This is a genomic window from Catenibacillus scindens (assembly GCF_014202115.1).
Lineage (GTDB): Bacteria > Bacillota > Clostridia > Lachnospirales > Lachnospiraceae > Catenibacillus > Catenibacillus scindens.
Window position 1 is genome coordinate 103,188 of sequence record NZ_JACHFW010000006.1, and the last position, 25,391, is coordinate 128,578.

A 25,391-nucleotide genomic window follows, 5' to 3' on the forward strand; every position below is an offset into this window, starting at 1 on the left:
CGCAGGAGGTGACTAAAATTGGATCCCAATGAATTTCCCACCAAAGGCAATCTGATCCTTGCTAAAAATTCCCTGGCTCTGGCCAATCAGGGCTATGATCTTATGGATAAAAAACGGAATATACTCATCCGGGAGCTTATGGAATTAACGGAAAAAGCGCAGAATATTCAAAAGGAGATTGATATAACATTTAAAAAAGCCTACGCGGCCCTTCAAAAGGCCAATATTGAAATGGGCATTATGAATGTGGAAAATATCTCTTACACCGTTCCTGAGGAAACGGGCATACGGATTAAATACCGGAGTATTATGGGCACAGAGATCCCTCTGGTGGAGGCGCCGCCGCCATCCCAAAAACCCTCCTATGACTTTTACCACTCCACCATTGCCCTGGATGAAGCAGTATACAATTTCAGCAGGGTCAAAGAGCTGACCATTAAGCTGGCAACGGTGGAGACCAGCGCCTACCGCCTGGCCGCCAGCATTATAAAAACCCGAAAGCGGGCCAACGCTCTGCAAAATATTACCATTCCCAGATACACAACTCTGGTGAAAACCATTCAGACGGCGCTGGAGGAAAAAGAGCGGGAAGATTTCACCCGCCTTAAAGTCATCAAAAGCAGAAAAGGAACGACCTCATGAATGAACCAATGAAAAAGCAGATGGCCCTCTTTTTTCCATTTTGGGAGGGCCTTTCTTCCCAGTGGCAGGAACAACTGGCGGGAAACGCCTCCATACGTCATTACCCCAAAGGCTCTGTGATTCATCAGGGACGCCAGGATTGTCTGGGTATACTGCTCATTCTCTCCGGCCAGATCCGGGCCTACATTAATACAGAAGAAGGCCGGGAACTGACCCTGTACCGCCTCTTTGACGGAGATATCTGCCTGTTTACCGCTTCCTGCGTTTTTAACAGCATCCAGTTTGATATTTTCGTCACTCCGGTCCAGGACGTCTCTGTCATCCACATTCCCGCGGACGTCTATCGCTCCTGCCTGGAGGAAAATGCCAGAGCGGCTCTGTATACCAATGAACTTATGGCCTCCCGTTTTTCTGAAGTCATGTGGGTACTGGAACAGGTTTTAAGCAAAAAGCTGGACGAGCGGCTAGCCGCCCTTCTCCTGGAGGAAGAATATCTTTCAGGAAGTACAGATCTTGCCTTAACCCATGAGCAGATCGCCAACCATCTCGGCAGCGCCAGGGAGGTCATTTCCCGGATGCTGAAATACTTCCAGTCCGAAGGTCTGGTGCGTCTCTCACGGGGCCACGTCCATCTCACAGACCTTGCCGGGCTTACCGCCCTAGCCGCCGAAAAATGAGCAAAGGTTGACGCAGACCGTGGGCGAGGATTCATACACGGCTTTTCAGATGAAAATGTAACAAAGTCACAGAACTGCCGCCGGGTTTGTGGTATACTGACCACAGTGAAACAAAAAATGAAACAAAACCCCGAAACATCCGGTTCAGGTTTTTAACTTTATTTAATTATGAGGAGTGATATTTATGTCAGTTATTACAATTAACAGCAGCACATTTAATCAGGAAGTATTACAGAGCGATAAACCGGTCCTTGTTGATTTCTTTGCCACATGGTGCGGTCCCTGCAAAATGCTCTCCCCCATTGTTGACCAGTTGGCCGATGAGCATCCTGAAGTAAAATTCTGCAAACTGGATGTTGACCAGAATCCGGACATCGCAGCCTCCTTCCAGGTCATGAGCATTCCCACGCTGATTCTTTTTAAAGGCGGCGCAGCAGCCTCCAAAGTCATCGGTCTTCAGACAAAGGCTGCTCTTGAAGATTTTATTAAATAACCAAATACAACCCAGTAACAAGGGCCGTCGCTGAACGAATTATCCAGCGGCGGCCCGATATATTTTATCCCGCGCCATTTTTGTTACATCTTTATTTTTCAAGACATTTGGGGTCAAGCAGAAAATCATAGATGTTTACGGTCAGAATACCATATTCATCATACCGCGTCGGCACCATGTCCCTGGTAATAATAATTTTCTTAAAAGAATCATCAATCTTTCTGAACGGTCTGACCTCCTGAGTGCGCTTTGCTTCATCAGGCAGGATGTAAGCGGATTGAATATAGTATCTGGAAGAACCAAGATTGCACACAAAATCAACTTCCAACTGTTTACGTGTTACTTTTCCGTTCCGATCTTTTTCAGCGGCAGGTACCACTCCTACATCCACGCTGTAACCACGCATACGAAGTTCATTGTAAATCACATTTTCCATGGAACGGGTCTGCTCAAACTGACGAAAGTTAATTCTTGCATTCCTAAGTCCAAGGTCAGAAAAGTAATATTTTTTTGGGGTTTCAATATATGCCTTTCCCTTAATGTCATAGCGCTGCGCAGACTCGATGAGAAATGAATCTTCAAAATAATCCAAATACTTTTTAATGGTATTGGAAGTTATTTTAGGGTTCCGTCTGACGATATCCTGAGGAATACCGCCATAAAGCATATATTCTCCAGTAAATGATGATAGAAAAGGTTATTTAGCAGATAGGACTTACCACACCTGCGAATACCAGTAATAACCTTAATGAGGCCGTTGTTTTTTCTTTTTATCAATTTGTCCAGGTAGAAATTTCTGCGAATCTCCATTCAATAGCCTCCTTGAAAAAGATTTTTGCAACTTTTAGCATTTTTCTGTTTTAGGAATTGGCAATCTAAAGTATATGCAGGCAGAGCGCTCTGTGATTAATTATACACATGAAACTCCAGCTCTTCATCGCTGAGACGTATTTTGGCTCCATTTTCCAGGAAATATGGCCCCATCCCCGGCTGTATCCGGACGCCGTTCACAAAAGTTCCGTTTTTAGAACAATTATCTTCAATATAGACTTTTTGATCAATCACCCGTATGATTGCGTGAACTCTTCCAACACCGTCATTTCCCGAAATACAAAATTCTGTAGCCTTGGGATTTCTCCCAATGCGGGTAATTTCTTTTGTGATTTCATAATTTTCCTTAGTTCTGCACCGGTATAAAACAAAATGCCGTACCAGGACAGTATCTGCTATTTTAAAAACCGTAGGCACGTTCTCCTCTTCATTGCCATATACCGTTGTTCCAAAATCCTGTTTCTCTACAGTTCTGTTCTCTATATTAATGGGCTGCCCCGGAATGATCATATCACTATTTCCAGACGGATCATGACCAGTTCCCGGGATTATATTTTTCGGATTTTGAGGAATTTGCCCCGGAATAAGGATATCTCCCCAGGGACTGATCCTCCGTCCTTCAGTTGGATCTTCATCCTGCTTATTCTTTTTGAACAGACTCTTTTTATCCTTTTTGGGCTTTTCTTTCTTATCCTTTTTTTCATTTTTCCTGAATAATCCCTTATGTTCTTTTGATTTCTTTGAGGGATGTTCTGATGAAGCAGCCACATCCGGCTGTACACTCACAGGCCTGGCATTAGGATCCACGGGCGGTATTGGCTGAATCGACGGCATTGGCTGAACCGGCGGAATTGACTGATCCGGTCTGTCATTTTGATACGCAGAAAAATTTCCGTAATTACCTTCTCTTCCCGATCTCTCCTGTGCAGAAAAACTTTCGGGAATCTTTTTAATTTCTCTTGTATACGGCTTTCCTGTTTTATGCTGATGAACCAAAGTTTTAAATTCTGTTATAGAAAAAGGCGCGAATGTTCCAAAGCAATTCACCAGCGCTGCCACATAACTGCAATCCTCCCGCTGATCATACTGAACGCTAAATAACAATTTCTGCAAGAAAGATTCTATCGGAACGGCTTCCCGAAATACCGGAAGCACTATCATCTGAATATTCATATTATCCGGATTCACAAAAATATAATTTGGATCAAGAACATATGACGCGGTTTCTAACATATAATCTTCCGATGACATCCATACGTCAATAAAATTTTCTAAAATTGTCAGCAATTTATCCCGGCCAACAATAGCGGACAAAAACTCCTGAAGACTTTTCAGCCCTGTAATATCATATTTCATATACATCGTATCATCCATCTGTACACAGGAAAATGATACAGTTCCATCAATCTTATTGTTCAGCATCATCTCAATGGATACCATATCCAAATTATCTTCTGGATTTTTTCTGTAAACTAAATATTGTTTTCCGCCCTGGACTTCATTATCAAACACAATCATTGTCTCTTTTCCTCCTGACCCTGTAAGATTCTATAAAAATACATTCAACTGTATCAGCTTCCATACCTGCTCGCCGCTGCTTTCCTGTTTTACTGCCGCAGTTCCCTGATCTGAAATATCTGTCGCCTCGGTAAATACGGGATCAATCACCATGTTGCCTGACGAATCAATATATCCCCATAAACCATCCTGGCAAACTGCCGCGAATCTATTGGTCATATTTCTTGCGTCATCAAACATGTAATCTATGACCAGCTCTCCGTCAGGATTAACAAAGCCCCACTTTCCGTCTTTGCAGACAGCCGCGTATCCTTCCTCCGGGAAAGCCTTAGCGTCATCAAACGTCAAATCGCAGACAGAATCTCCATTCCGGTTAATCATATGATAGCTGCCATTTTCTTTTACAAATATCCGATTTTGTGACGAGCAGAAACCCTGTTCGTCCATGATCACATCTTCGTAAAACTGTTCTGACTTTGGCTCTCCATCTTCATCCACCAGGAACCACTGTCCATTTTGCTGGCCGGCTCCCACATTTTCTTTAAAACCGCTGAGCTGATCCCAGGAAAAATCCGCCGCAGGCTCCATATTTTCATCAAGATAGCCATATTTTCCCGACTGGCACGCGATTGTCCGGTCTGATTCAAACATTCCTAATGATTCATAGCCGCTGTCCGGTACTTTTCGTGTCTGCCCGTCTTCGTCAATATAAATCCATGAATCATCTTCCCGGCATACAAGGGCAAACCCATCCGCGGAAAAAGGAAATGCCGCTTTATATTCACAGGGGATTATTTCGTCACCGGAAGCATCAACAATGCCATAAAGCCCTTCGGATGAGACAACCATTGATCCATTGACAATATTACTCAAAGTCTCATACCGGCAATAAAGTTCTTCATAACTTCCTTCTAATTCAATGAACCATCCCTGAGCGGCTTCATTATCCGGATACTGCTCCAGAAATCCGTCTAAATATTGTAATGCATCAGTTTCATTACTGTTTTCCACATAATATTCCATCAGAGTATCCAATGCCTGAGAATCTTTCTGATCCGCCTCTGCTTGCTGCTGACATACACTGACAAATGACTGATTGTCGCCGCTTTGCAGATAGGCGTTTGCCAGTTTCATATAAATATCCGGCCTCTGCTCATATTCCAGCGCCGCTTCGTATTCAGCCACAGCATCCACATAGATTCCTTTGGATTCCAATTCCCCGGCCCTGGTCAGATGCGCTTCCAATTCTAACGGATCATTTAATGCCGACGACACCGCTGTATACCACGATAATCCCAACAAAACCACAAATAGTAAAATGACATATTTTTTCATCTTTTTACATACCAAGTGCCATTGACAAGATTGCTCCAATCAGTACAAAAGGCGCAAACGGTATTTCCTCCTTCAGCTTTATTTTTTTAAGGATCAGCATAACAATGCTGTAAACAGCCGAGACGACTACGGTCAGAAAGACCACAGAAAAGATACTTCCGCTTCCCATATATATGCCAATCACAGCAAACAGCTTAACATCGCCAAAACCGATGCCCCCTCTGGATACAAGATAGGCCACGAAAAAAAGTCCGCCCCCAAACAGCATCCCCAAACCTGCTGAAAAAGCCATAGACAGGCCAAATTCAGGATACATAAGCCATTCAGCCGCCAATATAAACACGCGCAGGATTAACAGTATAATTAATATCTTATTGGGGATCCGTTTTTCCTTTTGATCAATCCATGCGATCAAAAACAATCCGGTTAAAAGGATCAAATACCGCAGGATTTTTAAAAATCCATATTGGAACAAGGAAAATTCCGCTATAAATCCCACCAAAACCAGAATTAACAGGATCAATAAGATTCTGAATTTTTTTTGTTTTAACTGTTCTTTAAACCATTGGATCTGTTGTTTCATCTTCCTGTCCCTCTACCATGTCAGCGTGGACGCGCACTGGCAAAATTCATAGCGTCCAAAGTTAAACTGGGGAAACATAGCGTTTTCCATCTCATATGTAACAATAATATCAATATTCATTTTTCCATCTTCTGCCGTATTCCATTGGGACAGAGAAAAATTCAAACCTGACAGGCCATCAACAACACCCAGTGATCTTAAATACTCATCCGGGTCATCAGAAATCAGCGCGATGGAATTTTCAATGCTGTTCTCTGATAGCTCACCGACCACGGCCGTCAGGACGGTCTGGCTGCCCTGAGACTTGATCAGGCTGAAAACACCGTCTACAAGTTCGCTGGGTTCGCCGAGAACAGCCCCGAGATTTTCTATGGAATCCATCGCTCCCTCCACTGAACTTGTAAATTCCCTGCTTTTTCTGTTTGAATTTTGCATCTTTTCAGCAATCCCCGCTTTCGTGAGAACATAGCTGTAGGTGGAAATCTGCTTTGCCGTCTGTGTAATGGCATGATGGATCAGCATTTCGGTCTGAACAAACCTGGCTGCGTTAATCAGTGTAAAAAAAGCGCACATAAAAGGGATCAGAAACAAAAGAGCTTCCACAGTCAGCGAGCCTTTGTCTTTACCATTATTTCTGTTTTTTGTAGTACCTCTGCCTGTTAAATTTCTCAAACTTATCACCCTTTACTTACTCAGCAGCAACTGTTACACGATCATAGAGCTGTTCTGCCAGATGCTCTAATCCTATCTCGTCAGCTAACGGCCCCTCATAGCTTATAAGCATGATCACCGAATCCCTCATCTGTAAGGCTAAACATAAATCCGAAACAGCGTACTCGCTCTCATCCACATAATAATAAGCGGGAACCTGATCTGTTCCCATATCTGTCCCATCAGGAAACTCCTCTTTCAGCAAATCCATAGAATAAAGATCCGGCGTATATAATCGGAATCCCAGAACTTCGCTGTCATCCTCAGAGGTTAGCTGTACATAAGAAAAATATTCTTCCCGATTTTCAAGGAGTCCCTCCTGGGCAGCCTCTGCCAGAGTAATGTTTCCGGTTTCAATAACTGCATGTTCCATATTATCTTCCCCTGTAAAGCAGGCCATAAAGGTATACCTCTCCGGCATATCCACGGTACAGTATTGCTGCTGTTCTCCGTTATAATATGTTCCCATAGGCACAGAGATCATTGTCATAGCATCAGACACATCCCCCTCTGTACCCCCATCATCTTCCACTGTCTGGGTTTCGCCATTAATTGTCGTGACTGTCTGCCCGCCGTCACTTTCCATTTGAGTTTCGGCCTGGAAAGGACTGCATCCCGCAGCAGATAATATCATCGCCCCTATCGCCAAAATTACTGTCCTTTTCTCCATACAACATCCTCCATATTTTTATGGTCTAATAACCTAAAATACTTTCATAATCAATAGTGTAATAATCTCCCGGAAATCCCCATGCACCGCTTTCTCCCCAGTCTGAAATCTTTCTCATAAAGGTCGTCCTGCACTTCACATCCGCCTGGACGGCCACCATTGTATAACTGTTGAGAAGATCAACGCCCGGCTGATTTACCTGGATACAGTCGGCAATCCGCCCAAGAACCCCGGCTTCATGTCCTGTCAGTATAGAAATATTCAGGAATACCCGCAAATAATCAGAATAATCAAAGGTTATCTTCGCAGCACTACTGTTTACATTGGAAAATAGAGAACCAGTACACCATGTACGTTCGTCTTTTATTATGGCGACTCCGTATCCCTGTTTAAGTAGTCGCACATCATTGGCGGTTTCTACACCTGCAAATCCCAGCTTGATCACAACCGATACAATAGGTATCAAATAGGGGGCTGCGCCTGCAATGGCCGATGCGGCCGTTTGAGCTGTTAAGTTGATTGTACCGTTTGTAAAAGCGAAAAAAGAATTAAATAGCATTCGTATACCAAAGATCAGCATTACTGTATTACGCACATTATTCTGAGAAGACGAATCCCCCCACAAAATATACTCACACTCCGCTCCATAGGCTTTATGCCCTGATAATTTATATCCGCTGATGCTGATCACATCTTCTGCCGGAAGACTTGCCCCATCTTCTTTATCTATCGTATAGTAGGAAAACATCTGCATGGCGTACTCCGCAATATAGAGATTTTCCGCTCCCCTGGTAACAATTTCATCCACTCGATCAAGGAAAGAGTTGGCCGCGCTGATGGAGCTTTTAAATTCTGAGACAGCTTCTTTTCTTGCCCCGGAATCGTCTACATCGCCGGTAATATCCAGGCCGGTCAGGGAATCGTCTGCCGATGAGGCGCTGGTACTCGTCACAGAAGAAGGAAGAGTGACTCCCGCGCTGCTCCAGTCAAAATCCGGATAGCCGTCGATGGTTCCTGCCTCCGCCGCCCCGTCTTTGCTCCCGTTAAGATTTTCATTGGCTGCATTCTGTTCTTCCTGGGAATCCTCCTGAGACTTTTCCTCACAATATTCTATTAATCTCCTGTAAAAAAAATCATCCCCAATAGACAACGAGGCTGGGCTAACAGCCATACTCAAATGTTCATAGTTTTGTATATATACGGCCCTCGCGGTTTCAATGAATGTATATTCCGGCGTATATCCGGCAACTGTATTTTCGGCTTCCTGACTGTATTCAGAAAGCTGAGAAGATGGTTCTTCTATTGCGATAGATTGATCCCAAAATTTTTCACCTTCCAGCCCTGAACTTAAATCTTCAAAGAAGGTCTGGTTCTGCTGCACCTTTTCCATAAGATCTTCCAGATTTTCCAGGTTGCTCTTCCCTTCACCGCTCATAAAGAAGTCTCTGTACCGGTTGGTTTCTTCTTCCATCGAGCCGCCTTTTCCCAGATCTACAAGCGCCTGCGTCTTATCATCCCAGTTTTCAAACTTATCCGCGGCGTCCTCCAGTTTGTCCTCGACAATTTCCAGTTTGTCATAAGCATCGCTGGCCAATGGCACAACAGCTTCAGCCGAAGTTACAAAACTGTGTAAGATAGAGTAGTGGTTATTGACAATGTTTCTTGCCGTGTTCCATAAAGCGTCCTCATAACCGGAAAGCCTCTGCTCATGGTATTTATAATCGGATACAATCTTTTCCAGTTCTTCCCGCTCCTGATTATTTTCCTGAGCCGCCTCAGTTTCTGCCTGGGTACCGGTCTCCGAACTGGCCTCGGTTTCTTCCTGAGCCTTGTCATAATCATTCAGCAGTTTATCAATACCTTCAGAACCCACAAGATCATTCACCGTATTTTTGTAATATAAACTGTCCATGTAGCTGTTAAAGGACACGGAACTGGTGACAGCGTTCATATCCACCTGCTGTGCAGAAGCAATATAGCTTTCCGCCATGGATTTTAAATCTGTACTGCCAGACCTTTCCTCATAATCCTGAATAGCCGCCCACATGAGCAAGGCTCTGGAAAGATCCACGGTAAATGCATTATAGGCATTATTTAAAGCAGTACCCACGTCTCCCAGAGAGACGTACTGCTGGATTGCCTGTTCCAGAAGATCCAGAGCGGTTTTCGCTTCTTCAAAAGAATCCTGGCATTCTTCCATGGACAGACTAAAATCCATCTCCGCCTCCATGGCTTCCGTCATTTTTTGAGTGTCTTTTAGCTCATTGAGTTTTTCCAGAACAACCTCTGTAAGGCAGACCGGCGCCCGGTATTTCATATATTCCAGAATCTGCTGTTTTTCTACCTCTGTGCGGTAAATCTCTGACCCTGCCACATTGATCGCCTCAAAATTCTCAGTGAGAAGATCCAGAAGTTTATTATAATCTTCCGTATCCGGCAGGCCGGTTCCATTCAGGGAGGCGTTAAAAAATCCCTCTAACTGGCCGGACATGGCTTCCGGCGATTCATCCATGACAAATAAGCCGTATTCATCGTGAAGTTGCTCATTATATTGAGCCAGCCCCGCATTCATGGCCATCTCGCCGGAATCTGAAATCACCACTTTCGCCATGTAAATCCTGGCGGCATCGGCTGTCATCCCGCCAAAAAGAAGGACAGGCAGAAGGATTAGGCACAAAAATACAGATATGGCTCCATGATTTTTATAAAACAATCTCAATGTTCGTCCCTCCGGCTAAAATATGACAGACAAAACTTCATCCATCTTTTGTAAAAATTCGTTGTATCCGTCAGAATAGCCCAGCTTTTCCATAATATAATCCACAAGGTCCGTGGCAAGATCTACATTTCGCACAAAGGCGCTGGGGTTCATTGAGTAACTGTAGGCCACCGTCCGGATAGTTGTATCCGCGTCATATCCAAGATAGGCCAGCACGCCCGGAAGGGGAATGGAATGGGTCATGGTCACTGTGATCTCCGTCCCGAAAAATCCCGTATCAATCTCCACCTCCGGAGCGCTGACAGTTCCAAGGGCAATCAATGTGGATCTTCGGGCGTCACTGGCAAATCTGCTGGTATAGCTTCCTCCGTCACTCTCCGCTACTCCAATAGCAGACAAAACATCTGCCACCTCCCGGTACAGTGTGGAAAGCCTTCCGTGATAAGCGCCGTAATACTCTGTCACTTCGCCGGACGAGGGCAGACCGCCTTCGGGGAAATCAATTTCATTATCTGCGCCCATGCCAAAAACATCATATCCGATATAAGCTTCCTCCCTGGCCGCTACCGCCGCCACTCTCTGAACCTGATACATCATCATATATTCCTGCATATTAAATAAAGCCAGATAAATTAAAGCCATCACAGTGCAAAGCACGATAGGCATGTATATCGCCGCCTCTACCATGATGGCCCCGTTTTCATTTCCTGTTTTTTTCATAGCACTTTTCCTAAAAGATTCTGCTGCGGATTCATTCCGCAGCAGAAAGAATATTATTCGACACCAATAAAAGTATTTAATTGCTTCATTATATTATTCATTGCCTTTGTAAGACCATCTCTAAAAATGTATGCCACTGCCACAATAATGACAATCACCACAATAATCGCCACAATCTCCGCAGCTCCTTTTTCTTCCTTCATCATCTTTTCCAGTAAATCCTGTTTAAATCTCCAAAGCGCGTATCTCATCTCTTCATTCTCCTTTACTTTTGTGTTATTTTATTTAAGCCGGTATATTTCCGAACTTACATCGTCATAAATGCTGGTATGATGATCATGATCAGAATCCCTATAAAAATCATCGCCGTCGGTATGAGCAAACTGGAATTGGCTTTTTCTCCTTTTTGTTTTGCCAGATGCTTTTTCTCCTCCCACATTTCATCAGACAATTCTTTTAAATAAAAGGTCAGTTCCGCGTTTCCCTTCTGCATATTCTGAATCATTGTGGAAGCAAAACGCCGGGCCTGCTTAATGGTACAGCGCTCAGCAAAATTTCTGTAAGCGACCAGCTCCGCTGTCCCGTTATCAATTTCCTGGACAGTCTCCTGCATCTCCTTATACAGCACCCCGCTGCTCCCAAAAGCAATCTTTTTCCAGGCGTCTCGAAGCACCATGCCGGAATTGACAAGAAGGGTCATCTTTGACAACATCTGGGGCATCTGAGCCAGAAGTTCATCCCTCCGCTCCGAAAGCTGATCATTGAGCAGCTCATCCAGATAGAACATCAGCGCGACCGCTAGAAACACCCCAAAGAAGACCAGCATGAGGGAGTTTCCCATAGCCCCAAGCAAAACCAGCAGTACAAGTACAGTAAAACTGTAGGTCCATTTGGCTCCGTTAATGACATAATAATAGTATTGGGCATATCTTCTGCCCTGGACTTCCGATATTTCCTTAATCCGCTTTCTTGCCCTAGGACTTCTTCCATCCAGTTTAAAAAGTTTCATAAGGGCAAAACCCACGCAAAACAATTCCGGATACTTATATTTTTCCGGATCTATGGATGAGATAATGTCTGCATAAGGACGTTCATATTTTTTTGCCAGAATGATCCAGAAAAGAACTAGCCCTGTGGCCAGCAGGAGCATAAACAATCTTTCACCACTCATTTCCCCACCGCCTTATATTTTGATATCAATGATCTTTCTTCCAATGACGTAAGCCAGAATAAAGATCCCGATACAGAAGATTTTAACAACGACTGTTACCGGCGTATTTTCTCCGGCCATTCCTGAACCCAGTCCTTTCAACATAACAACGATGATCACTGGCATAACCATCATAATATTCAGCTCATTTTGAGATCCGGCGACCATTGTCTCAATTTCCATCTCAACATCAATTTTATCGTTGATAATCTCACGGGTATCCGAAACAATCCGTTTCAAATCTCCGCCTCTCCGGTTGCAGATTTCAAAAACATTGGCAAAACTTAAAACATCATCCAGACTGCTCCGCTGGGCGAAGTCCAGAAGGAGGGATTCTATAGTCATGTTATTGGCAAGGCCGGTACAGATTGTCTGAACTTCCCGGACAATGTCCGCGCCTTCCCCATAAATAGACGCCATATCATTGAGGGCATTAGAAAAAGCATCCACCGTATTTGATCCCGCAGAATAGGAAGACGCCAGCGATTCCAGCAGATCCCTGAACTGATTTCTCAGTTCATTCAGTTGTTTTTTCTGTCGGTATCTGCAGTAATATTTGGGAAGGATGACCGCGCAGATCACACCTCCAATCAAAGAAAAAAACAGACTGTTAAAAAACGCGTACATCACCACAAAAGCGGCGGCAAAGCCAAGAAGTATGGCGATCATATAATCCGTCCGGGTCATATGGTATACATGATAATCTTTGGCATTTCCCATAAGTCCTTTTTTTTCTACATATACTTCTTTCTTTTTCTTCTTAGCCATGACTAAATAACCTCATTAATCCCGGCAATCCTCAGTTTATGGTCATTGACCAGCGGATTTTTTGTCCGTACCAACTGCCCGGATATTTTTGTCAACGTTGTTTTTTCATCTTCAATAAACTGATATAACGGATTCAGCATGATCTGTCCATTTTCCATACCTGTAATTTCGCAGATCTCCATGGTACGCCTTGATTTATCCCGAAGCCGGGAAAGATGAATGATAATATCTACCGCGGAAGCGATCTGCTGACGTATGGCCTCCAGAGGAAGCCCCTGGGAGCCCTGCAAAACCATTGTCTCAAGGCGGCTTAGCATATCCCGTGTACTGTTGGCATGGCCTGTACTTAAAGAGCCATCATGTCCTGTATTCATAGCCTGGAGCATATCCAGCGCCTCGCTGCCTCTCACCTCTCCCACAATAATTCTCTCCGGACGCATTCTCAGAGATGTGCGGATCAGATCACGGATGGTTACAGCTCCGCTTCCAGAGGCATTGGCATTTCTTGTCTCCATGCGGACCAGATTGTCAATGCCCTCAATTTGTAATTCCGCAGAATCTTCAATGGTAATAATACGTTCATCATGGGGTATAAAATAAGAGATAGCGTTTAAAAATGTCGTCTTTCCTGAGCCTGTACCTCCGGAAATAAAAATGTTATACTTTGCCCGGACAAATAATTCCAGTACATGAGCAGCCTCCGGGGTGATCGAACCATATTTTAACAACTGCTGTATTGTCATTGGCGTCTTTGAAAATTTCCGGATCGTTACAATGGCTCCGTTGAGCGAAATGGGAGGAAGTACTACGTTGACACGGGAGCCGTCAGGCAGACGTGTATCGACAATGGGATTTGCCTGGTTCACTTCACGTCCTGCCTGTCCTACAATCTTTTGTATAATATTTTCAAGCTGTTCTTCACTGTCAAAAGACTGCTCCAGTTTATGTAATGCTCCGGCTTTTTCAATAAAAATCTCATCTGGCCCATTGATCATAACCTCTGTGATATCGTCATCTTTTAAAATGGAATCAAGAATGCCAAGGCCGCGAATGGAACTGAAAACCCGGTCTTTTATTTCAACACGTTCATTGATGGTTAAATACTCGTCATGAAATATATCCCCGATCATCCGCTCAATGGCGTCTTCCAGCATATCGTCGGACATTTTGTGGAGGTCATATGTTTCAAACAAGCGTTTGCGCAAATCATTGGTCGTCTGCAGCAATTTTTCTTCGATCATTTTCATCCCCCAGTCTATATCTGTTGGATTGCCTCTGTATTAGAAAGCTGATGAATAAGTTCCTTCTCCTTCATCCCTTCAAAGCGATGAATGCCGCCGATAACAGCCACCGGCGCCTGATCAAGCTGCGTCCCGGTTTTGGAACTGTATCGGTTATACAGCAATCTCACCTTTCCAAGGAGATTCACTTTTTCCCTCTGTTCAATGACCCGGACAGCTTCACAAAATCGCTGAAATTTTCCGTTCCCTGTACTGCTTCCATCTGAAAGATATACGATAGAATCCGCATATTCCCTCATAAGGAATAATATACGTTTTGTCACGTCACCTGAAAGATCGAGAACCACAACGTCGTACTTATTCATCCCTGACAGTTCCCGCAAAAGTTCTCCCAACTCAGAATCCCGAAGCTCAAACATATCATAGGCATTAGCGCAGGAATCAAAAAAGACTACGCCAGAGGGATCTTCTCTTGATACACTCTCGATTTTTAATGACAGATTACTTTTTTTACTTTTCAACGCGTAAATAATATCAGAAAAACTTAACGCTCCATCTCCGGAAAAATATAATCCGGTATTTCCTAATTTTTCCAGATTTAAATAAAAGACTCTTTTCTTTTCAGCGGCACATCTCAACGCATATGCCGCGGCCGCGGACGAGGTTCCGCACCCGCCCTGGCAGGAGGTGAACAATACGATCCTCGTCTGAATATTTCCGATCTCACGCAATTTAATATTGGAAGAATTTTCAGCAAACAGGTCCAGAATCCTTTTATACAGAATGTCTACCTTCTGGTATTTGCAAATTGCAGGTATTCCGTTAATTTCTTCCGCGTTGGGAACTCTGCTGAGATATCCGATCATTGTATTTTCCGGAATACGGTCTTTTGATAATTTTACAGACGAATCCGCCAACACGATATCCACATAGGATCTTTCCAGACTTTCATAAAGTTTTTCTTCATTGGTAAACAGAGACAAAACCATGTCATCGGGATACTTCTGCTGAAATGACTTTACCAGGCGATTGACAAATACGGTATCCGAATCCAAAATTGCTATCTTCAGTTTCATGCTCACTCATCCCTCATATTTTATGTTCTGTTTAATACGTTTTATCGTTAATATTATACGCTTTAATGTACTAATTTGCAATATTATTTTTAAGTATAATTAACGTCATACATAGCACACTGTTTAGACATGGAGGTGAGATTTGCTATGGATATATTAGAAAAAATCACTCAACTTAGGCTGGAACGCAATTGGACAGAATATCAGCTCGCGGAAAAATCCGGTCTCACACAATCAACGATCTCATCCTGGTATCGTAAAAATATGCTTCCCTCTATTCCGTCACTGGCCAAAATATGCAATGCCTTCGGCATTACCCTTTCCCAGTTTTTTGTGGAAAACGATGAAGAGAATGTAGTGCTGATCAATGACCGGCAGCGAAGGCTTTTATACTATGCCGCAAAATTAGAGGAAAAACAGTACACAGCGCTTATCAACTTTTTAGAAACCCTATAAATTCTATCCAATCCCCGATATCTGACTGCGGCCAGATTCAATCAGATCGTCAATATTGTAAATATGGGTATGGCGAATATTTCCCGTCGGATAGTCAAAATATAATTTCATACCGACAATATCTGTTAAATAGGGCAGATGAGCTAAAACTTCACACTTTTCATTCATCATCTGCCCGTAACAGTATCCGTCAGCCGTCACATACTGGGCGATAATGTAATTTTCTGCCTGTGTAATATATGTAAGATATGCGTCCTCCTCCAGTTCTCCCACCTTTTTCCCGGATTCAATATCATAGACAGTAACAGCGCCATGAAGAGGTGATTCAAATCTCAGTTTATCTGTGGAAAAGATTTCATACATTTCTTCATCCGGAGCTTCGCCCTGCTCCTGTCGGATCAGTATTCCATCTTCTGCATTATATACATGTTTTGTCCCGTCATAATACAGCACTTCCAATACAGAATTCTCCCCATCCCGGATATATTGCTGGTCATATACCTGCTGAGGATCAGGTATCACGACTTCCTGTATAAGATCGCCTTGTGCGCTGTATATACGAAACTGATCATAGGAAAACAGCATTACAGTTTTTCCATCTCCACTTATCCTGGCTTCATCATGTTCATAGGAAGGATCGTAGGTAAGTACTTCTGCTTCCGGATGATTTTCATATTTCATTATCCGTATATAAGGAGCATCCATACTCCCGATTAACGCGGCGTTTCCCGAAATCTGAAGAAAATCATTTTGCTGTATCTGATCAAACCGGGTGACGATTGTCCCATTATTAAAATAAGAAATCCCTTCATCTGAGGCAATAACGGTGTAATCACCGGACACGTCAAATCCTGTTATATTTTCTGTGGTTGTAACTCTGGGCGTTTGATCTCCTGTCACCGGATCTATCTGTACAAGAATATTTTCCGTCTGCACATAAATTCCATTTTCATCAGTCAGAACACTGAATGCTTTCTCCGATTCAAAGCCCCCTGTCTGTGTCATTGTATCCACATCAATGACCGCAAAGACAGAACGTTCCGGAGATGATGCGGAAAAGGCAAAGTAATTGTTATAAAAACCACCCTCAAAATGGTTAAATCCCGACTCTGAACCCAGAAGTGTGGTCACATTGTCATTATTTTTAAGATCATAAATCTCCAATGATCCATCTTCAAAACTCACCGCAAGAAGGCTGCCGTCCCCGTTTAATTCCAGCAGGTTATTTTGGGGATTGGCAAAATTATCATTGACCGCTATCTGCTGAGACTTCCCGCTGAAATCTACAGTGTCTGCAATTTCCCCGCTGGAAACATTATAAATATTGGCGTAGCTTTGTTCTTTATATACCGAAACCACGGACTGGAGATCCCCGGAAACATCCAGAGCGGTTGCTTCCTCCCCCGACCACACAGCCTGCTTTTCATTTATGTCATAACATTGGAGTCCATTTGCCCCCGCATATATTATGGTATGATCATCTGAAAACTCTGCTTCTGCTAAAGCGGAGTCCCCTGCAGGCAGCTCTGATAATACACCAGCAGAATCTATATCAAAAATAACCAGCTTCTGCTGGCATACAGCAGCGCCAGTTTTTCCATCCGGTGAAATTTCCAGAAAAAAGGGCGCCGATGGCAGGGCCAGTGTCTGATCAGTTTTATAACCATCGGACAGATCATAAACTCCCACAGCTTTGGTCAGCGCAGCCTGAGCTTCGGGAACGGTCTGAGGGGTAAAGATGTTCCTATGTTCAGGAAATGCCTGCATGGCATAATCTATAGCCAGTTGTGTATCTCCCTGTAAAAAAGCGTTCTCCGAATACTCAGCCAGCCTAAGCCACCGCTCCGTTGTCTGCATTCTCTTCAGCCCGATAAAGGATACGCCCAGTCCTGCCAGAAATAATAGCGGAAAACAAATATATGCCCCGATCCGCCGCTTTTTCCATCTGCGCATCCGAATGTCATTTTCATGCAAATGGGTCAGCGCGTTTAACATTTCATCGGCTGTCTGATACCGCAGATCCGGATTAGGTTCCATTGCCTTTGTAATAATCCGGACGATCTGCGGGCTAAACTCTTTGTCAGAAAGTTTAATGACTTTTCTGGCGTCTTTAGAGGGTCTCTTCCCGCTTAACAAATGATATAAAGTGGCTCCAACGCTGTAAATATCCGAGCGCACGTCAGGTACAATGATTTTTTTCTTTACAGTTTTCTCTGATGTTGTACCCAGAGTCACCGTTGATTTTTCTCCGGCCGGCACGGTACTGGAAACTCCCTGCCTAACCGTCCTTGTCTCGTCCCCGCCTTCCAATACAGCTCCATAATCTACCGTCGTACTTTCAACAGAAAAATCCAGTCCATAATGTTCCGGCGAAGCATATCCCGCGCTGCACCCGATCACTGTCTCCTCTCCGATGGCAAGTGTAATATTAAAATCAATAAGACAAATATCACCAGACGGCGTTCTCATGAGATTGGCCGGTTTTATATCGCTATGTACATATCCTCTCGGCGGCGAACCATGGGTGGGACTGTGAAGATAGCACAATGCTTCCAAAAGTTCGCGTCCCCACCAAATCACCTGCGGCTGAGAAAATCTCTCGCCCCGCTTCAATGGCCTGTCCAGACTTTCGCCTTCAATATAATCCATGACTGTGTAGACAGTTTCATTTTCCACGAAAAAATCATACACCTGAGGGATATAGGGATGATGCAGTTCTTTTAAAACATCCACTTCCCGACGCAAAAGATCCGGCCGGGTTGTCAGTTTACGCTTATCCGCTTTTAAAATCACTTTCTTTCCAAGGCGCAGATGATTGGCCAGAAAAACATTTCCCCCGCCTCCGGAACCGATCTTTCCAATAATCTCATAGGTCGAATTAATAATCTCTGACATTTTTACTTCCTCATATTCAAGACCCGCTCGCGGGTCTTGGCGCGGGATTCTTCCCACATCTGATAAAATAATTCTCCAGATTACAGAGATGAGGCGGCACACCGTACCGCCTCATACTAACCTCTTTACCTTCTATATCTGCGTTTTTTGGTAATATATACGCAGCATCCCAAAACAGCAAAACCTGATACAAGACATATACCAATCCATAACATTGGCATCATCGCATCCCCAGTCCTGGCAACAGACGCCGTCGCATTTAAAAATACTAACTGTCCATCCTCCAACCTGACTTTTAATGTCACATCAGAACCGCCTGCCGCAGTGATTATTGTTCCACTAATAGAGACGCTATTGCCAGAACGCAGTTCAAAATCTTTGGACGCCAATGTATTGCTGTCTCCATCTTTTACAATCAGAGTATGGCCGCCAAACTCCACTTTGCTAAATACAGCATTTCCATGAGAATCTGTCCGCGTACTCTGCGGCTGAGAATGAACTTCGACAATATAATCTTCCAATGGAACATTTTCCTCATCTACAAGTTCCACATTAAAGGAAACATACCGGGCAGAATTGGCAGAATCACTTTGCCCGCTGCTATTGTAGGATTCAGAACCGCTCTCACCAGCATTAGCATTCGTATTCGTGTTTGCGCTAGTATTCGCGTTTGCGTCACCATCCGAATTTCCTGTTGAACCGTTTGCCTGGGTGTCATCAACATCCTGATTTTCATCGCCTGAGGGGCGCTGATCTGTATTCGGAGCCGATGTTGAAGAGGTATCCGTTTCATCTGGATTTACTGACGGCCGTTGATTTTCCGTGTCTGCAGGTCTCTGTGTCTCATCCTGTGCCGGAGTAGTATCCGTTGATGGGGTTGTTGTTTCCGTCGGCCTTTGGGTTTCATCCTGTACAGGCGGTCTGTCTGTGGACGGCGTGGTGGTTTCTGCAGGCCTCTGTGTCTCGTCTGTAGATGGCTGACCGCCTGTAGACGGTTCCTGCTGAATATCCAGCCGGAAATTCTGCGCAGTTCTTCTGAGTTCATTATTGGAATCTCCATCCACACGGAATTCTGCCGCTATAGTATTGCTGCCGTCTGAATTTGCCTTATCCTCAAAAATCTGACTCTGGATCGTAATACGGGTGCTTCCCGCTTCCTTCGTATAATCCTGGCCCTCAATTAATTTTTCACCGTTAAGCCAAAGGTCTACAAATTCATCAAATTCACCATTGGAGACAAACATCTGATCTCCGGTTTCTGTAAGGACAAAGTCGTAATTACCGTCTACATCCTCGCCAATGGGATCAAGAATCTGATATTGGTCATCTGTGGCATTGTAAACATTTTCATTGCTGTTATCTTGAACAGTTAATGTAAATTCAATGGTCGATGACTCAAAATCATAGGTATCACTGGTAAACTCCGCTGTCACAGACAGAGGGAACTCTCCGGTTTCTCTCGGAACCCCATAGATTTCCCCAGTAGATTCGATAAATTCTACGCCTTCCGGCAATTCACCTTCCATTGTAAAAGTTACGTCTGTCCAATCATACATATTATTTGTGGAAATCATATATGAATATGGAACGAACTTAACCGCGTCTTCCACAGATGATGTGATGATTTCAGGATTCATGGCCCGGCCTGATAACTGAATAGTTACAGGTTCCTGTCCGTCAGCATATATTGTGATCGTCCCCTCAATTTCCCCTTCTCCATCAGGAAGCAGTCGGATTTTTGCGATATTGGGCAATTCACCATATTCTGTCGTCACTGCCGTCGTATCAAAAGGCGCCAGAGTATCATTTCCCTCTCCGCCAATCGTCCAGTAATCATCTAACTTCACATGGGTTGCATTAAGCTCTACCCTCAGCCCGGTCAGAGGTTCACTGCCCATATTAGCGATGAAGATATCATGCTTGTATTCAAAATATTCGTCCAGGAAAACAGACCTTACGCCGTTATCTCCTTTGGGATCGGTCACATAAAGTTTGGGGCCTGAACTTCTTTTAATAAAGGATACGTTGTAGTTTTTAGTATGCAAGCCATTTTCGTCTTCGATAGTTACATGGAAAGTTACTGTTGTTTCATCTGTAGGGCAGGGAATGGCCTCTCCGATATTATAAGTCTGACCATCATTAATATGTATTGATGTAACTTTGACATTTTCTGAATCGGCCATATCAAATGTTGGGACAATGGCTGATATATCCTCTTTTTCATTCTCAGTATAAATAAAAATAGTCTGGTATCCATAACCATACATGGTATCCATGTTTATCTCTTTACCATTTTCCACAACATATGTATCCAGCGTCCCCCCATCTGGAGTCGACGCACCGGTTACACGAAACCATGGATCCTGCGCACCTACAATGGGGGCATCTGTATAATCCATCCATACATCATTATATTCCTTTGTTCTTATCGTAAATTGATAAACATCGCTTAATCCAAATACGGAATCATCAAAGAAAATTGTAAAATCAACGCCATTGCTATAATCTTTTTCATATCCTGCCGCTTCATCTCCCAATAATAAATCTTTGATATCCGGTAAATTTGAGGCTTCCGCCAAAGAATTATAGTGTCCTTCTACAACTTTAGTAATATGCTCATTAACATTTCCCGCAGTTCCGCTTATGGCATTTAATGCAAAACGATATTCCCTATTCGCTGAAAATCCCTGTTGCAAAACATATTCATAAATATCTACATTTTCATTTGTTTCTGCTGAGAAGCTCACATTTGTTTGATAAACAATACTTGTTTTGTTTGAATCTTGAAGATCAAAAATATCTCCTTCCAAACTGGATGTCTGACCGCCAAATAAAAATTCAACAACCGTAGCATCTAACTGTATTCCATTAATGTAATAAAGAAAAATAAAAACTTCACCGGCTCCTGAATCTGTTGTTCGATCTATTTTATAGCCAGAATTAGCCACAGACATATCCTGATTTAATATCTTGTCTGTAATCGTCGGGTAAATCTCATGTCCACTTTGTGAATTTTGTAAATATTCATCTAATTTATAAATAACAACATCCACATCTGGACGTTGATCCAACAAAGAAGATACGGAAATATATGGCTGTATATACTCTCCTTCAGAACATACATAATAATATCCCCATAACGGAATATATGTACCGGAACTTCCCATAATATTTGAATCGCTTACAGCAAAATGTTTGCTTAAAATATTTACTTTTTCACGGGATGCGTCCGGATTCTGTGTATAAAGTTCAAATTCCAATTTCTCCGAATATTTATTGGAAATATATACGGTTATAATATATCGCTTATTATTAGGATCTAGCTGTTTTCCGTTGCCAACAATTAATTCTAATGTATATCCTGTGGAATTTTGAAACTGAGACAAATCTACAATCTCATTTCGTCCAATTTCATGATATTCATCCTGTATAATATTACCAGCTTCATCTTTAAAATAAGTCCACACGATTTTTGATTCCGGATCAATATAAACAGATGTTCCGTCACTATACTGAAGATTATTTAAAATGGTTTCAAGTGGTACTTGCTTTAAATCTTCCTCTGAATAATCATTTAATATAAGATAGGCTTTTGTCTCTTCCAACGGCAATAATGACATCACCTGAGGAATCCCGGCCTGAATGCTGTTGGCAATCATTTCAGGCAAGCTATTGTTCAAATCTTCTTCAAAATTCGTTTCCGTTTCAGTCTCCATTTTGGTTTCCGACTGACTTTCATCTGTTTCTAAAAGTTCCGTATCCTCTGTTTCAATATCCGTTTGTAAATTTTCGCTGTCTAACGTTACAGTTTCATCCATAGATTCACTTTCTGTATCCTGATCCTGCACTGTACCGCTTTGTCCTGTCGCTTCCGAAGTATCACCCATCTCAGATGACTCTGTACTTTGCTGTACATCCGTCTCGAAACTATCCTGGGGAGCCTTACTATCTTCGCTTGTTTCGGACATACTTTGGGACGACTCCCCAGTTTCGGACTCCTGATCTGCCGTTTGTTCTATCGATGTTTCAGTATAATTGTTGTTTACAGATTCTATAGTTTCGTCCAATTCCTTCACATCGTCACTATCCGCTGTCAGAGAATCCTCTCCGGTAACAGAATCATTAGAGCCTTCCTCACTTTCTGTGTCTGTTGTTTCTTCATAAGATTCACTCTGGCTCATTGTCTCAGTTTCCGCGGCGGATGCCATCGAACCTGACGGGATCACCAGTGCCAATATGAGGATCATGGCAAGAATCCCTGACAACCATTTCTTCAGTTTCACTTTAATCTCCTCCTGATAAAATTAAAAATTTAGAGAGCAGGAGAAACAGCTTCTGCTATTCCCCCTGCCATCATCATTGACACACTTTATACTAATTTTTATAGTCCATAAGAAGCCACTATTTTCTGAAATTCAGGAGAATCCGCAAAACCGTTAAATACATGTTCCCGGCTCTTACCTTCCTGCTCCAAAACTCTTACCCAGGATTCCAAACCGGCAGAATCTGCTTCACGATCCAAAAATACCCTATAGAGAACTTTGATAAACTCTCTGTTGGAAAGATTCTTACTGTTCATCTCCGGAGAAAAGATGAAGCCATGGGCAACTTGCTTTGGCGTCTCCTTATGGGTTAAAAGAACATTCGCCCAATTATTTAATCCGCTTGTATCCGCGTTACGTCCTAATGCTTTCTGATAACACCGGAATACAAACATTGTAACTCCCGCATTCTGATCTCTTGGTGCTGCCAGATTAACATTTCCTCTGGTAATTCCGTAGGAACGGCATATGGATGTAAACTCTGCGGATTCCGCAAAGCCTTTAAAAATCATTTCCCGGGAAATACCATTATCCAACTGTTTTACCCAACTGGACAGCCCGGCCGAATCTGCCTCCCGGTCAAGAAATGTGCGATACAGCCTTTTTACAAACTCAGTGTTGCTTAAATTCTGGTTTTTAACCTCTGTACTGAACACAAATCCCCAGGCTACTCCTGCTCCTGTATCATCTCTTTTCTGTAAAACAGATACCCAGGAAGAATGTCCGGAAATATCCGGCTGACGGTTCAGCATGTTTGTATACAAACGATATACAAAACCAGACGCGCCCTCAGTTGACATATTATAGACTGTGACAACACATCTTGCCGTTTTTTCATTTTCTTTAGTTTTGGCAGTAATTGTGGCAGTTCCATTATTTTTTGCGGTCACAAGCCCATGATCATTAACACTTGCCACTGAAGAATCGGAGCTGCTCCATTCTACATCTTTATTCGTCGCGTTGTCTGGCTTTACAGACGCAGTCAACTGCAGCGTCTGTCCTTTTTCTGTTAATGTAGCGTTTGACTTATTTAAGGAAATTCCAGTCACTTGCGCATAACTTGAAAGCTTAAATGAATAATTTCCGTTACCATAATCAAGATATCGGGTTACTACAAAATAATATGTGCCTTTTTCCAATTCGAATTTATCAGTGATCGAACTATATCTCAGGGTTTCATTCCATACAGCATCTCCATGATAGACCTCATGTCCGGACAGATCATATATATAATAATTGACTCCTCTCATATAGGCCGTTGCAGTATTTACATACCTACCCGTACTTGAAACGGTAAATTTGTAATAATCCTTATCATCATTGACAGCGATCTGGCCTTTATATGTCTTTCCAAGAGAAATATTTCTTGCTGTTGCCATTGTATTATCTGTACCATTTCCGGTCTCTGTGAAACTTTCTCCTGCACTGGCAAACTGGAGTTTAAAGCTGTAATTTCCCGTACCATAATTTTGTGCCACGGCAAAATAGTATGTGCCTTTTGTCAGATCTATGGTATCTTCAATACTGCTCTGACCTGTCACAGAGTTCCGTTCGGAATAACCATGATACAATTCATTTCCTGATGTATCGTAAATATAATAATTAATGGTTGCTATTTCTGCTGTTGCATAATTGGTTATCCGCCCGGATGATCCAATCGTAAATTTATAATAGTCAATGGTATCATTGCCGGCAATCTGGCCTTTATAACTGGTATTTAATGAAATGCCATTGGCTCTGGCCATACTATTATTTGTTCCTCCATTTGTCTCCGTAAAACTTTCATTAGCACTACCAAAGCTCAGATTAAAGGAATATGATCCGTCCATCCAAGAATAAATAACTGCAAAATAATAAGTTCCTTTTGTCAGGTCAATTGTATCATCCACAGAACTCTGTCCGGTTGTACTATTCCATCCAGGATCACCATGATAAACTTCATTTCCTGCGCTATCATATATGAAATAATTAATCCCTCCAGCATGAGCAATTGCTGTATTCGTAACACGTCCAGATGAAGGAATAGTAAATTTGTAATAATTTTTTTTATTAGTTTCAGACACCATTCCTTGATAGGTTTTCCCCAAAGATATAGATGTTGCCGTTGCAATGGAGCTTCCTGCAAAAGAATCTATCTCTATTGTTTCGCTTTCCAACTGAGTCTGGAGAACAGTCTCCGTTTCAACAGTCACAGCCTGCTCTGTTTCTGTCACCGTCTGGGATTCTGGCATCTGAGTTTCTTCAGTCTGAATTTCAATGGATTTTGTCTCCTGCGCATATGTATCCTGGATGTTTTCTCCTGTAGATTCTACAGTTCCTGTATCCTGAATGCTTTCCTCCGTGGTTTCATCAGTACTTTCTCCATCTTCGGAAGCATCATAGGTCTCAACTTGACCTGTTTCCGTTTCTGCCATGTTGGAATTTGCCAGGGCAGGGATTCCCGTATTAAAAGTCATGGAAAACGCAAGTCCCACAGCTATGACAGTTTTAATAATTTTTCCTTTCATAACATATCAACTCCTTA

Annotated in this window: 20 protein-coding genes; 4 read left to right on the top strand and 16 right to left on the bottom strand. The window is 42.9% G+C overall.

Going from position 1 to position 25,391, the window contains the following annotated elements; genetic code table 11:
• The first annotated feature begins 18 nt into the window (after positions 1–18).
• From HNP82_RS09040 to trxA, 3 genes are all read left to right on the top strand, one after another.
• Complete coding sequence (locus HNP82_RS09040; RefSeq protein WP_183773554.1) at positions 19–642, top strand: V-type ATP synthase subunit D; 624 nt, start codon at positions 19–21, stop codon at positions 640–642.
• Positions 639–1,319 (top strand): Crp/Fnr family transcriptional regulator, encoded by a 681-nt coding sequence (locus HNP82_RS09045; RefSeq protein WP_243164712.1) that lies wholly within the window; start codon positions 639–641, stop codon positions 1,317–1,319. Before HNP82_RS09040 ends, HNP82_RS09045 begins: the two co-directional genes overlap by 4 nt.
• Positions 1,320–1,503: 184 nt before the next feature.
• Positions 1,504–1,812, top strand: coding sequence for a thioredoxin (gene trxA, locus HNP82_RS09050; protein ID WP_183773556.1), 309 nt, complete (start codon positions 1,504–1,506; stop codon positions 1,810–1,812).
• Between the two features lie 91 nt (positions 1,813–1,903).
• On the opposite strand, the gene HNP82_RS09055 is transcribed toward trxA, so the two are convergent.
• From HNP82_RS09055 to HNP82_RS09115, 13 genes are all read right to left on the bottom strand, one after another.
• Positions 1,904–2,479: a DUF4143 domain-containing protein gene (locus tag HNP82_RS09055; protein WP_330599513.1), complete on the bottom strand. Its 576-nt coding sequence runs from the start codon at positions 2,477–2,479 to the stop codon at positions 1,904–1,906.
• Between the two features lie 239 nt (positions 2,480–2,718).
• Positions 2,719–4,161, bottom strand: coding sequence for a DUF6382 domain-containing protein (locus tag HNP82_RS09060; RefSeq protein ID WP_183773558.1), 1,443 nt, complete (start codon positions 4,159–4,161; stop codon positions 2,719–2,721).
• 30 nt (positions 4,162–4,191) lie between these two features.
• Positions 4,192–5,496, bottom strand: a complete 1,305-nt coding sequence (locus tag HNP82_RS09065) for a WG repeat-containing protein (RefSeq protein WP_183773559.1) — start codon at positions 5,494–5,496, stop codon at positions 4,192–4,194.
• A gap of 4 nt (positions 5,497–5,500) precedes the next feature.
• A complete protein-coding gene (locus tag HNP82_RS09070; RefSeq protein WP_183773561.1) occupies positions 5,501–6,079 on the bottom strand; it encodes a prepilin peptidase in 579 nt (192 codons plus the stop codon).
• Positions 6,080–6,091: 12 nt separating this feature from the next.
• Positions 6,092–6,751 carry a hypothetical protein gene (locus tag HNP82_RS09075; RefSeq protein WP_183773563.1) on the bottom strand — a complete coding sequence of 220 codons (660 nt, stop codon included), beginning with the start codon at positions 6,749–6,751 and terminating at the stop codon, positions 6,092–6,094.
• A 16-nt stretch (positions 6,752–6,767) separates the two neighbouring features.
• Entirely contained in the window at positions 6,768–7,460 is a 693-nt protein-coding gene (locus tag HNP82_RS09080; protein WP_183773565.1) for a hypothetical protein, read from the bottom strand.
• A 25-nt stretch (positions 7,461–7,485) separates the two neighbouring features.
• Positions 7,486–10,179: a DUF5702 domain-containing protein gene (locus HNP82_RS09085; protein ID WP_183773567.1), complete on the bottom strand. Its 2,694-nt coding sequence runs from the start codon at positions 10,177–10,179 to the stop codon at positions 7,486–7,488.
• Between the two features lie 15 nt (positions 10,180–10,194).
• Positions 10,195–10,899: a hypothetical protein gene (locus tag HNP82_RS09090; RefSeq protein WP_183773569.1), complete on the bottom strand. Its 705-nt coding sequence runs from the start codon at positions 10,897–10,899 to the stop codon at positions 10,195–10,197.
• A 53-nt stretch (positions 10,900–10,952) separates the two neighbouring features.
• Positions 10,953–11,150: a Flp1 family type IVb pilin gene (locus HNP82_RS09095; protein ID WP_183773571.1), complete on the bottom strand. Its 198-nt coding sequence runs from the start codon at positions 11,148–11,150 to the stop codon at positions 10,953–10,955.
• Positions 11,151–11,206: 56 nt separating this feature from the next.
• Positions 11,207–12,070, bottom strand: coding sequence for a type II secretion system F family protein (locus HNP82_RS09100; RefSeq protein WP_183773573.1), 864 nt, complete (start codon positions 12,068–12,070; stop codon positions 11,207–11,209).
• Positions 12,071–12,082: 12 nt separating this feature from the next.
• A complete protein-coding gene (locus HNP82_RS09105) occupies positions 12,083–12,877 on the bottom strand; it encodes a type II secretion system F family protein (RefSeq protein ID WP_183773580.1) in 795 nt (264 codons plus the stop codon).
• Between the two features lie 2 nt (positions 12,878–12,879).
• Entirely contained in the window at positions 12,880–14,118 is a 1,239-nt protein-coding gene (locus tag HNP82_RS09110; protein ID WP_183773582.1) for a CpaF family protein, read from the bottom strand.
• A 14-nt stretch (positions 14,119–14,132) separates the two neighbouring features.
• Entirely contained in the window at positions 14,133–15,194 is a 1,062-nt protein-coding gene (locus tag HNP82_RS09115; protein WP_183773584.1) for a P-loop NTPase family protein, read from the bottom strand.
• A 147-nt stretch (positions 15,195–15,341) separates the two neighbouring features.
• On the opposite strand from HNP82_RS09115, the gene HNP82_RS09120 reads away from it, so the two are divergent.
• On the top strand, positions 15,342–15,650 hold the full coding sequence (locus HNP82_RS09120) for a helix-turn-helix domain-containing protein (protein ID WP_183773586.1): 309 nt from the start codon (positions 15,342–15,344) through the stop codon (positions 15,648–15,650).
• 3 nt (positions 15,651–15,653) lie between these two features.
• Here the strand turns inward: HNP82_RS09120 and HNP82_RS09125 are convergent, their stop codons facing one another.
• From HNP82_RS09125 to HNP82_RS09135, 3 genes are all read right to left on the bottom strand, one after another.
• Entirely contained in the window at positions 15,654–18,545 is a 2,892-nt protein-coding gene (locus tag HNP82_RS09125; RefSeq protein ID WP_183773588.1) for a WD40 repeat domain-containing serine/threonine protein kinase, read from the bottom strand.
• A gap of 125 nt (positions 18,546–18,670) precedes the next feature.
• Positions 18,671–22,621: a hypothetical protein gene (locus tag HNP82_RS09130; protein WP_183773590.1), complete on the bottom strand. Its 3,951-nt coding sequence runs from the start codon at positions 22,619–22,621 to the stop codon at positions 18,671–18,673.
• A 305-nt stretch (positions 22,622–22,926) separates the two neighbouring features.
• Positions 22,927–25,374 carry a DUF4214 domain-containing protein gene (locus HNP82_RS09135; protein ID WP_183773592.1) on the bottom strand — a complete coding sequence of 816 codons (2,448 nt, stop codon included), beginning with the start codon at positions 25,372–25,374 and terminating at the stop codon, positions 22,927–22,929.
• Positions 25,375–25,391 lie beyond the last annotated feature (17 nt).

Excerpts from the sequence above, each read along its gene's own strand:
- HNP82_RS09100 (WP_183773573.1), bottom strand. The coding sequence starts at position 12,070 with ATGAGTGGTGAAAGATTGTTTATGCTCCTGCTGGCCACAGGGCTAGTT.
- HNP82_RS09105 (WP_183773580.1), bottom strand. The coding sequence starts at position 12,877 with ATGGCTAAGAAGAAAAAGAAAGAAGTATATGTAGAAAAAAAAGGACTT.
- HNP82_RS09070 (WP_183773561.1), bottom strand. The coding sequence starts at position 6,079 with ATGAAACAACAGATCCAATGGTTTAAAGAACAGTTAAAACAAAAAAAA.
- HNP82_RS09065 (WP_183773559.1), bottom strand. The coding sequence starts at position 5,496 with ATGAAAAAATATGTCATTTTACTATTTGTGGTTTTGTTGGGATTATCG.
- HNP82_RS09080 (WP_183773565.1), bottom strand. The coding sequence starts at position 7,460 with ATGGAGAAAAGGACAGTAATTTTGGCGATAGGGGCGATGATATTATCT.
- HNP82_RS09115 (WP_183773584.1), bottom strand. The coding sequence starts at position 15,194 with ATGAAACTGAAGATAGCAATTTTGGATTCGGATACCGTATTTGTCAAT.
- HNP82_RS09135 (WP_183773592.1), bottom strand. The coding sequence starts at position 25,374 with ATGAAAGGAAAAATTATTAAAACTGTCATAGCTGTGGGACTTGCGTTT.
- HNP82_RS09120 (WP_183773586.1), top strand. The coding sequence starts at position 15,342 with ATGGATATATTAGAAAAAATCACTCAACTTAGGCTGGAACGCAATTGG.
- HNP82_RS09060 (WP_183773558.1), bottom strand. The coding sequence starts at position 4,161 with ATGATTGTGTTTGATAATGAAGTCCAGGGCGGAAAACAATATTTAGTT.
- HNP82_RS09125 (WP_183773588.1), bottom strand. The coding sequence starts at position 18,545 with ATGTCAGAGATTATTAATTCGACCTATGAGATTATTGGAAAGATCGGT.
- HNP82_RS09110 (WP_183773582.1), bottom strand. The coding sequence starts at position 14,118 with ATGATCGAAGAAAAATTGCTGCAGACGACCAATGATTTGCGCAAACGC.
- HNP82_RS09090 (WP_183773569.1), bottom strand. The coding sequence starts at position 10,899 with ATGAAAAAAACAGGAAATGAAAACGGGGCCATCATGGTAGAGGCGGCG.
- trxA (WP_183773556.1), top strand. The coding sequence starts at position 1,504 with ATGTCAGTTATTACAATTAACAGCAGCACATTTAATCAGGAAGTATTA.
- HNP82_RS09045 (WP_243164712.1), top strand. The coding sequence starts at position 639 with ATGAATGAACCAATGAAAAAGCAGATGGCCCTCTTTTTTCCATTTTGG.
- HNP82_RS09055 (WP_330599513.1), bottom strand. The coding sequence starts at position 2,479 with ATGCTTTATGGCGGTATTCCTCAGGATATCGTCAGACGGAACCCTAAA.
- HNP82_RS09095 (WP_183773571.1), bottom strand. The coding sequence starts at position 11,150 with ATGAGATACGCGCTTTGGAGATTTAAACAGGATTTACTGGAAAAGATG.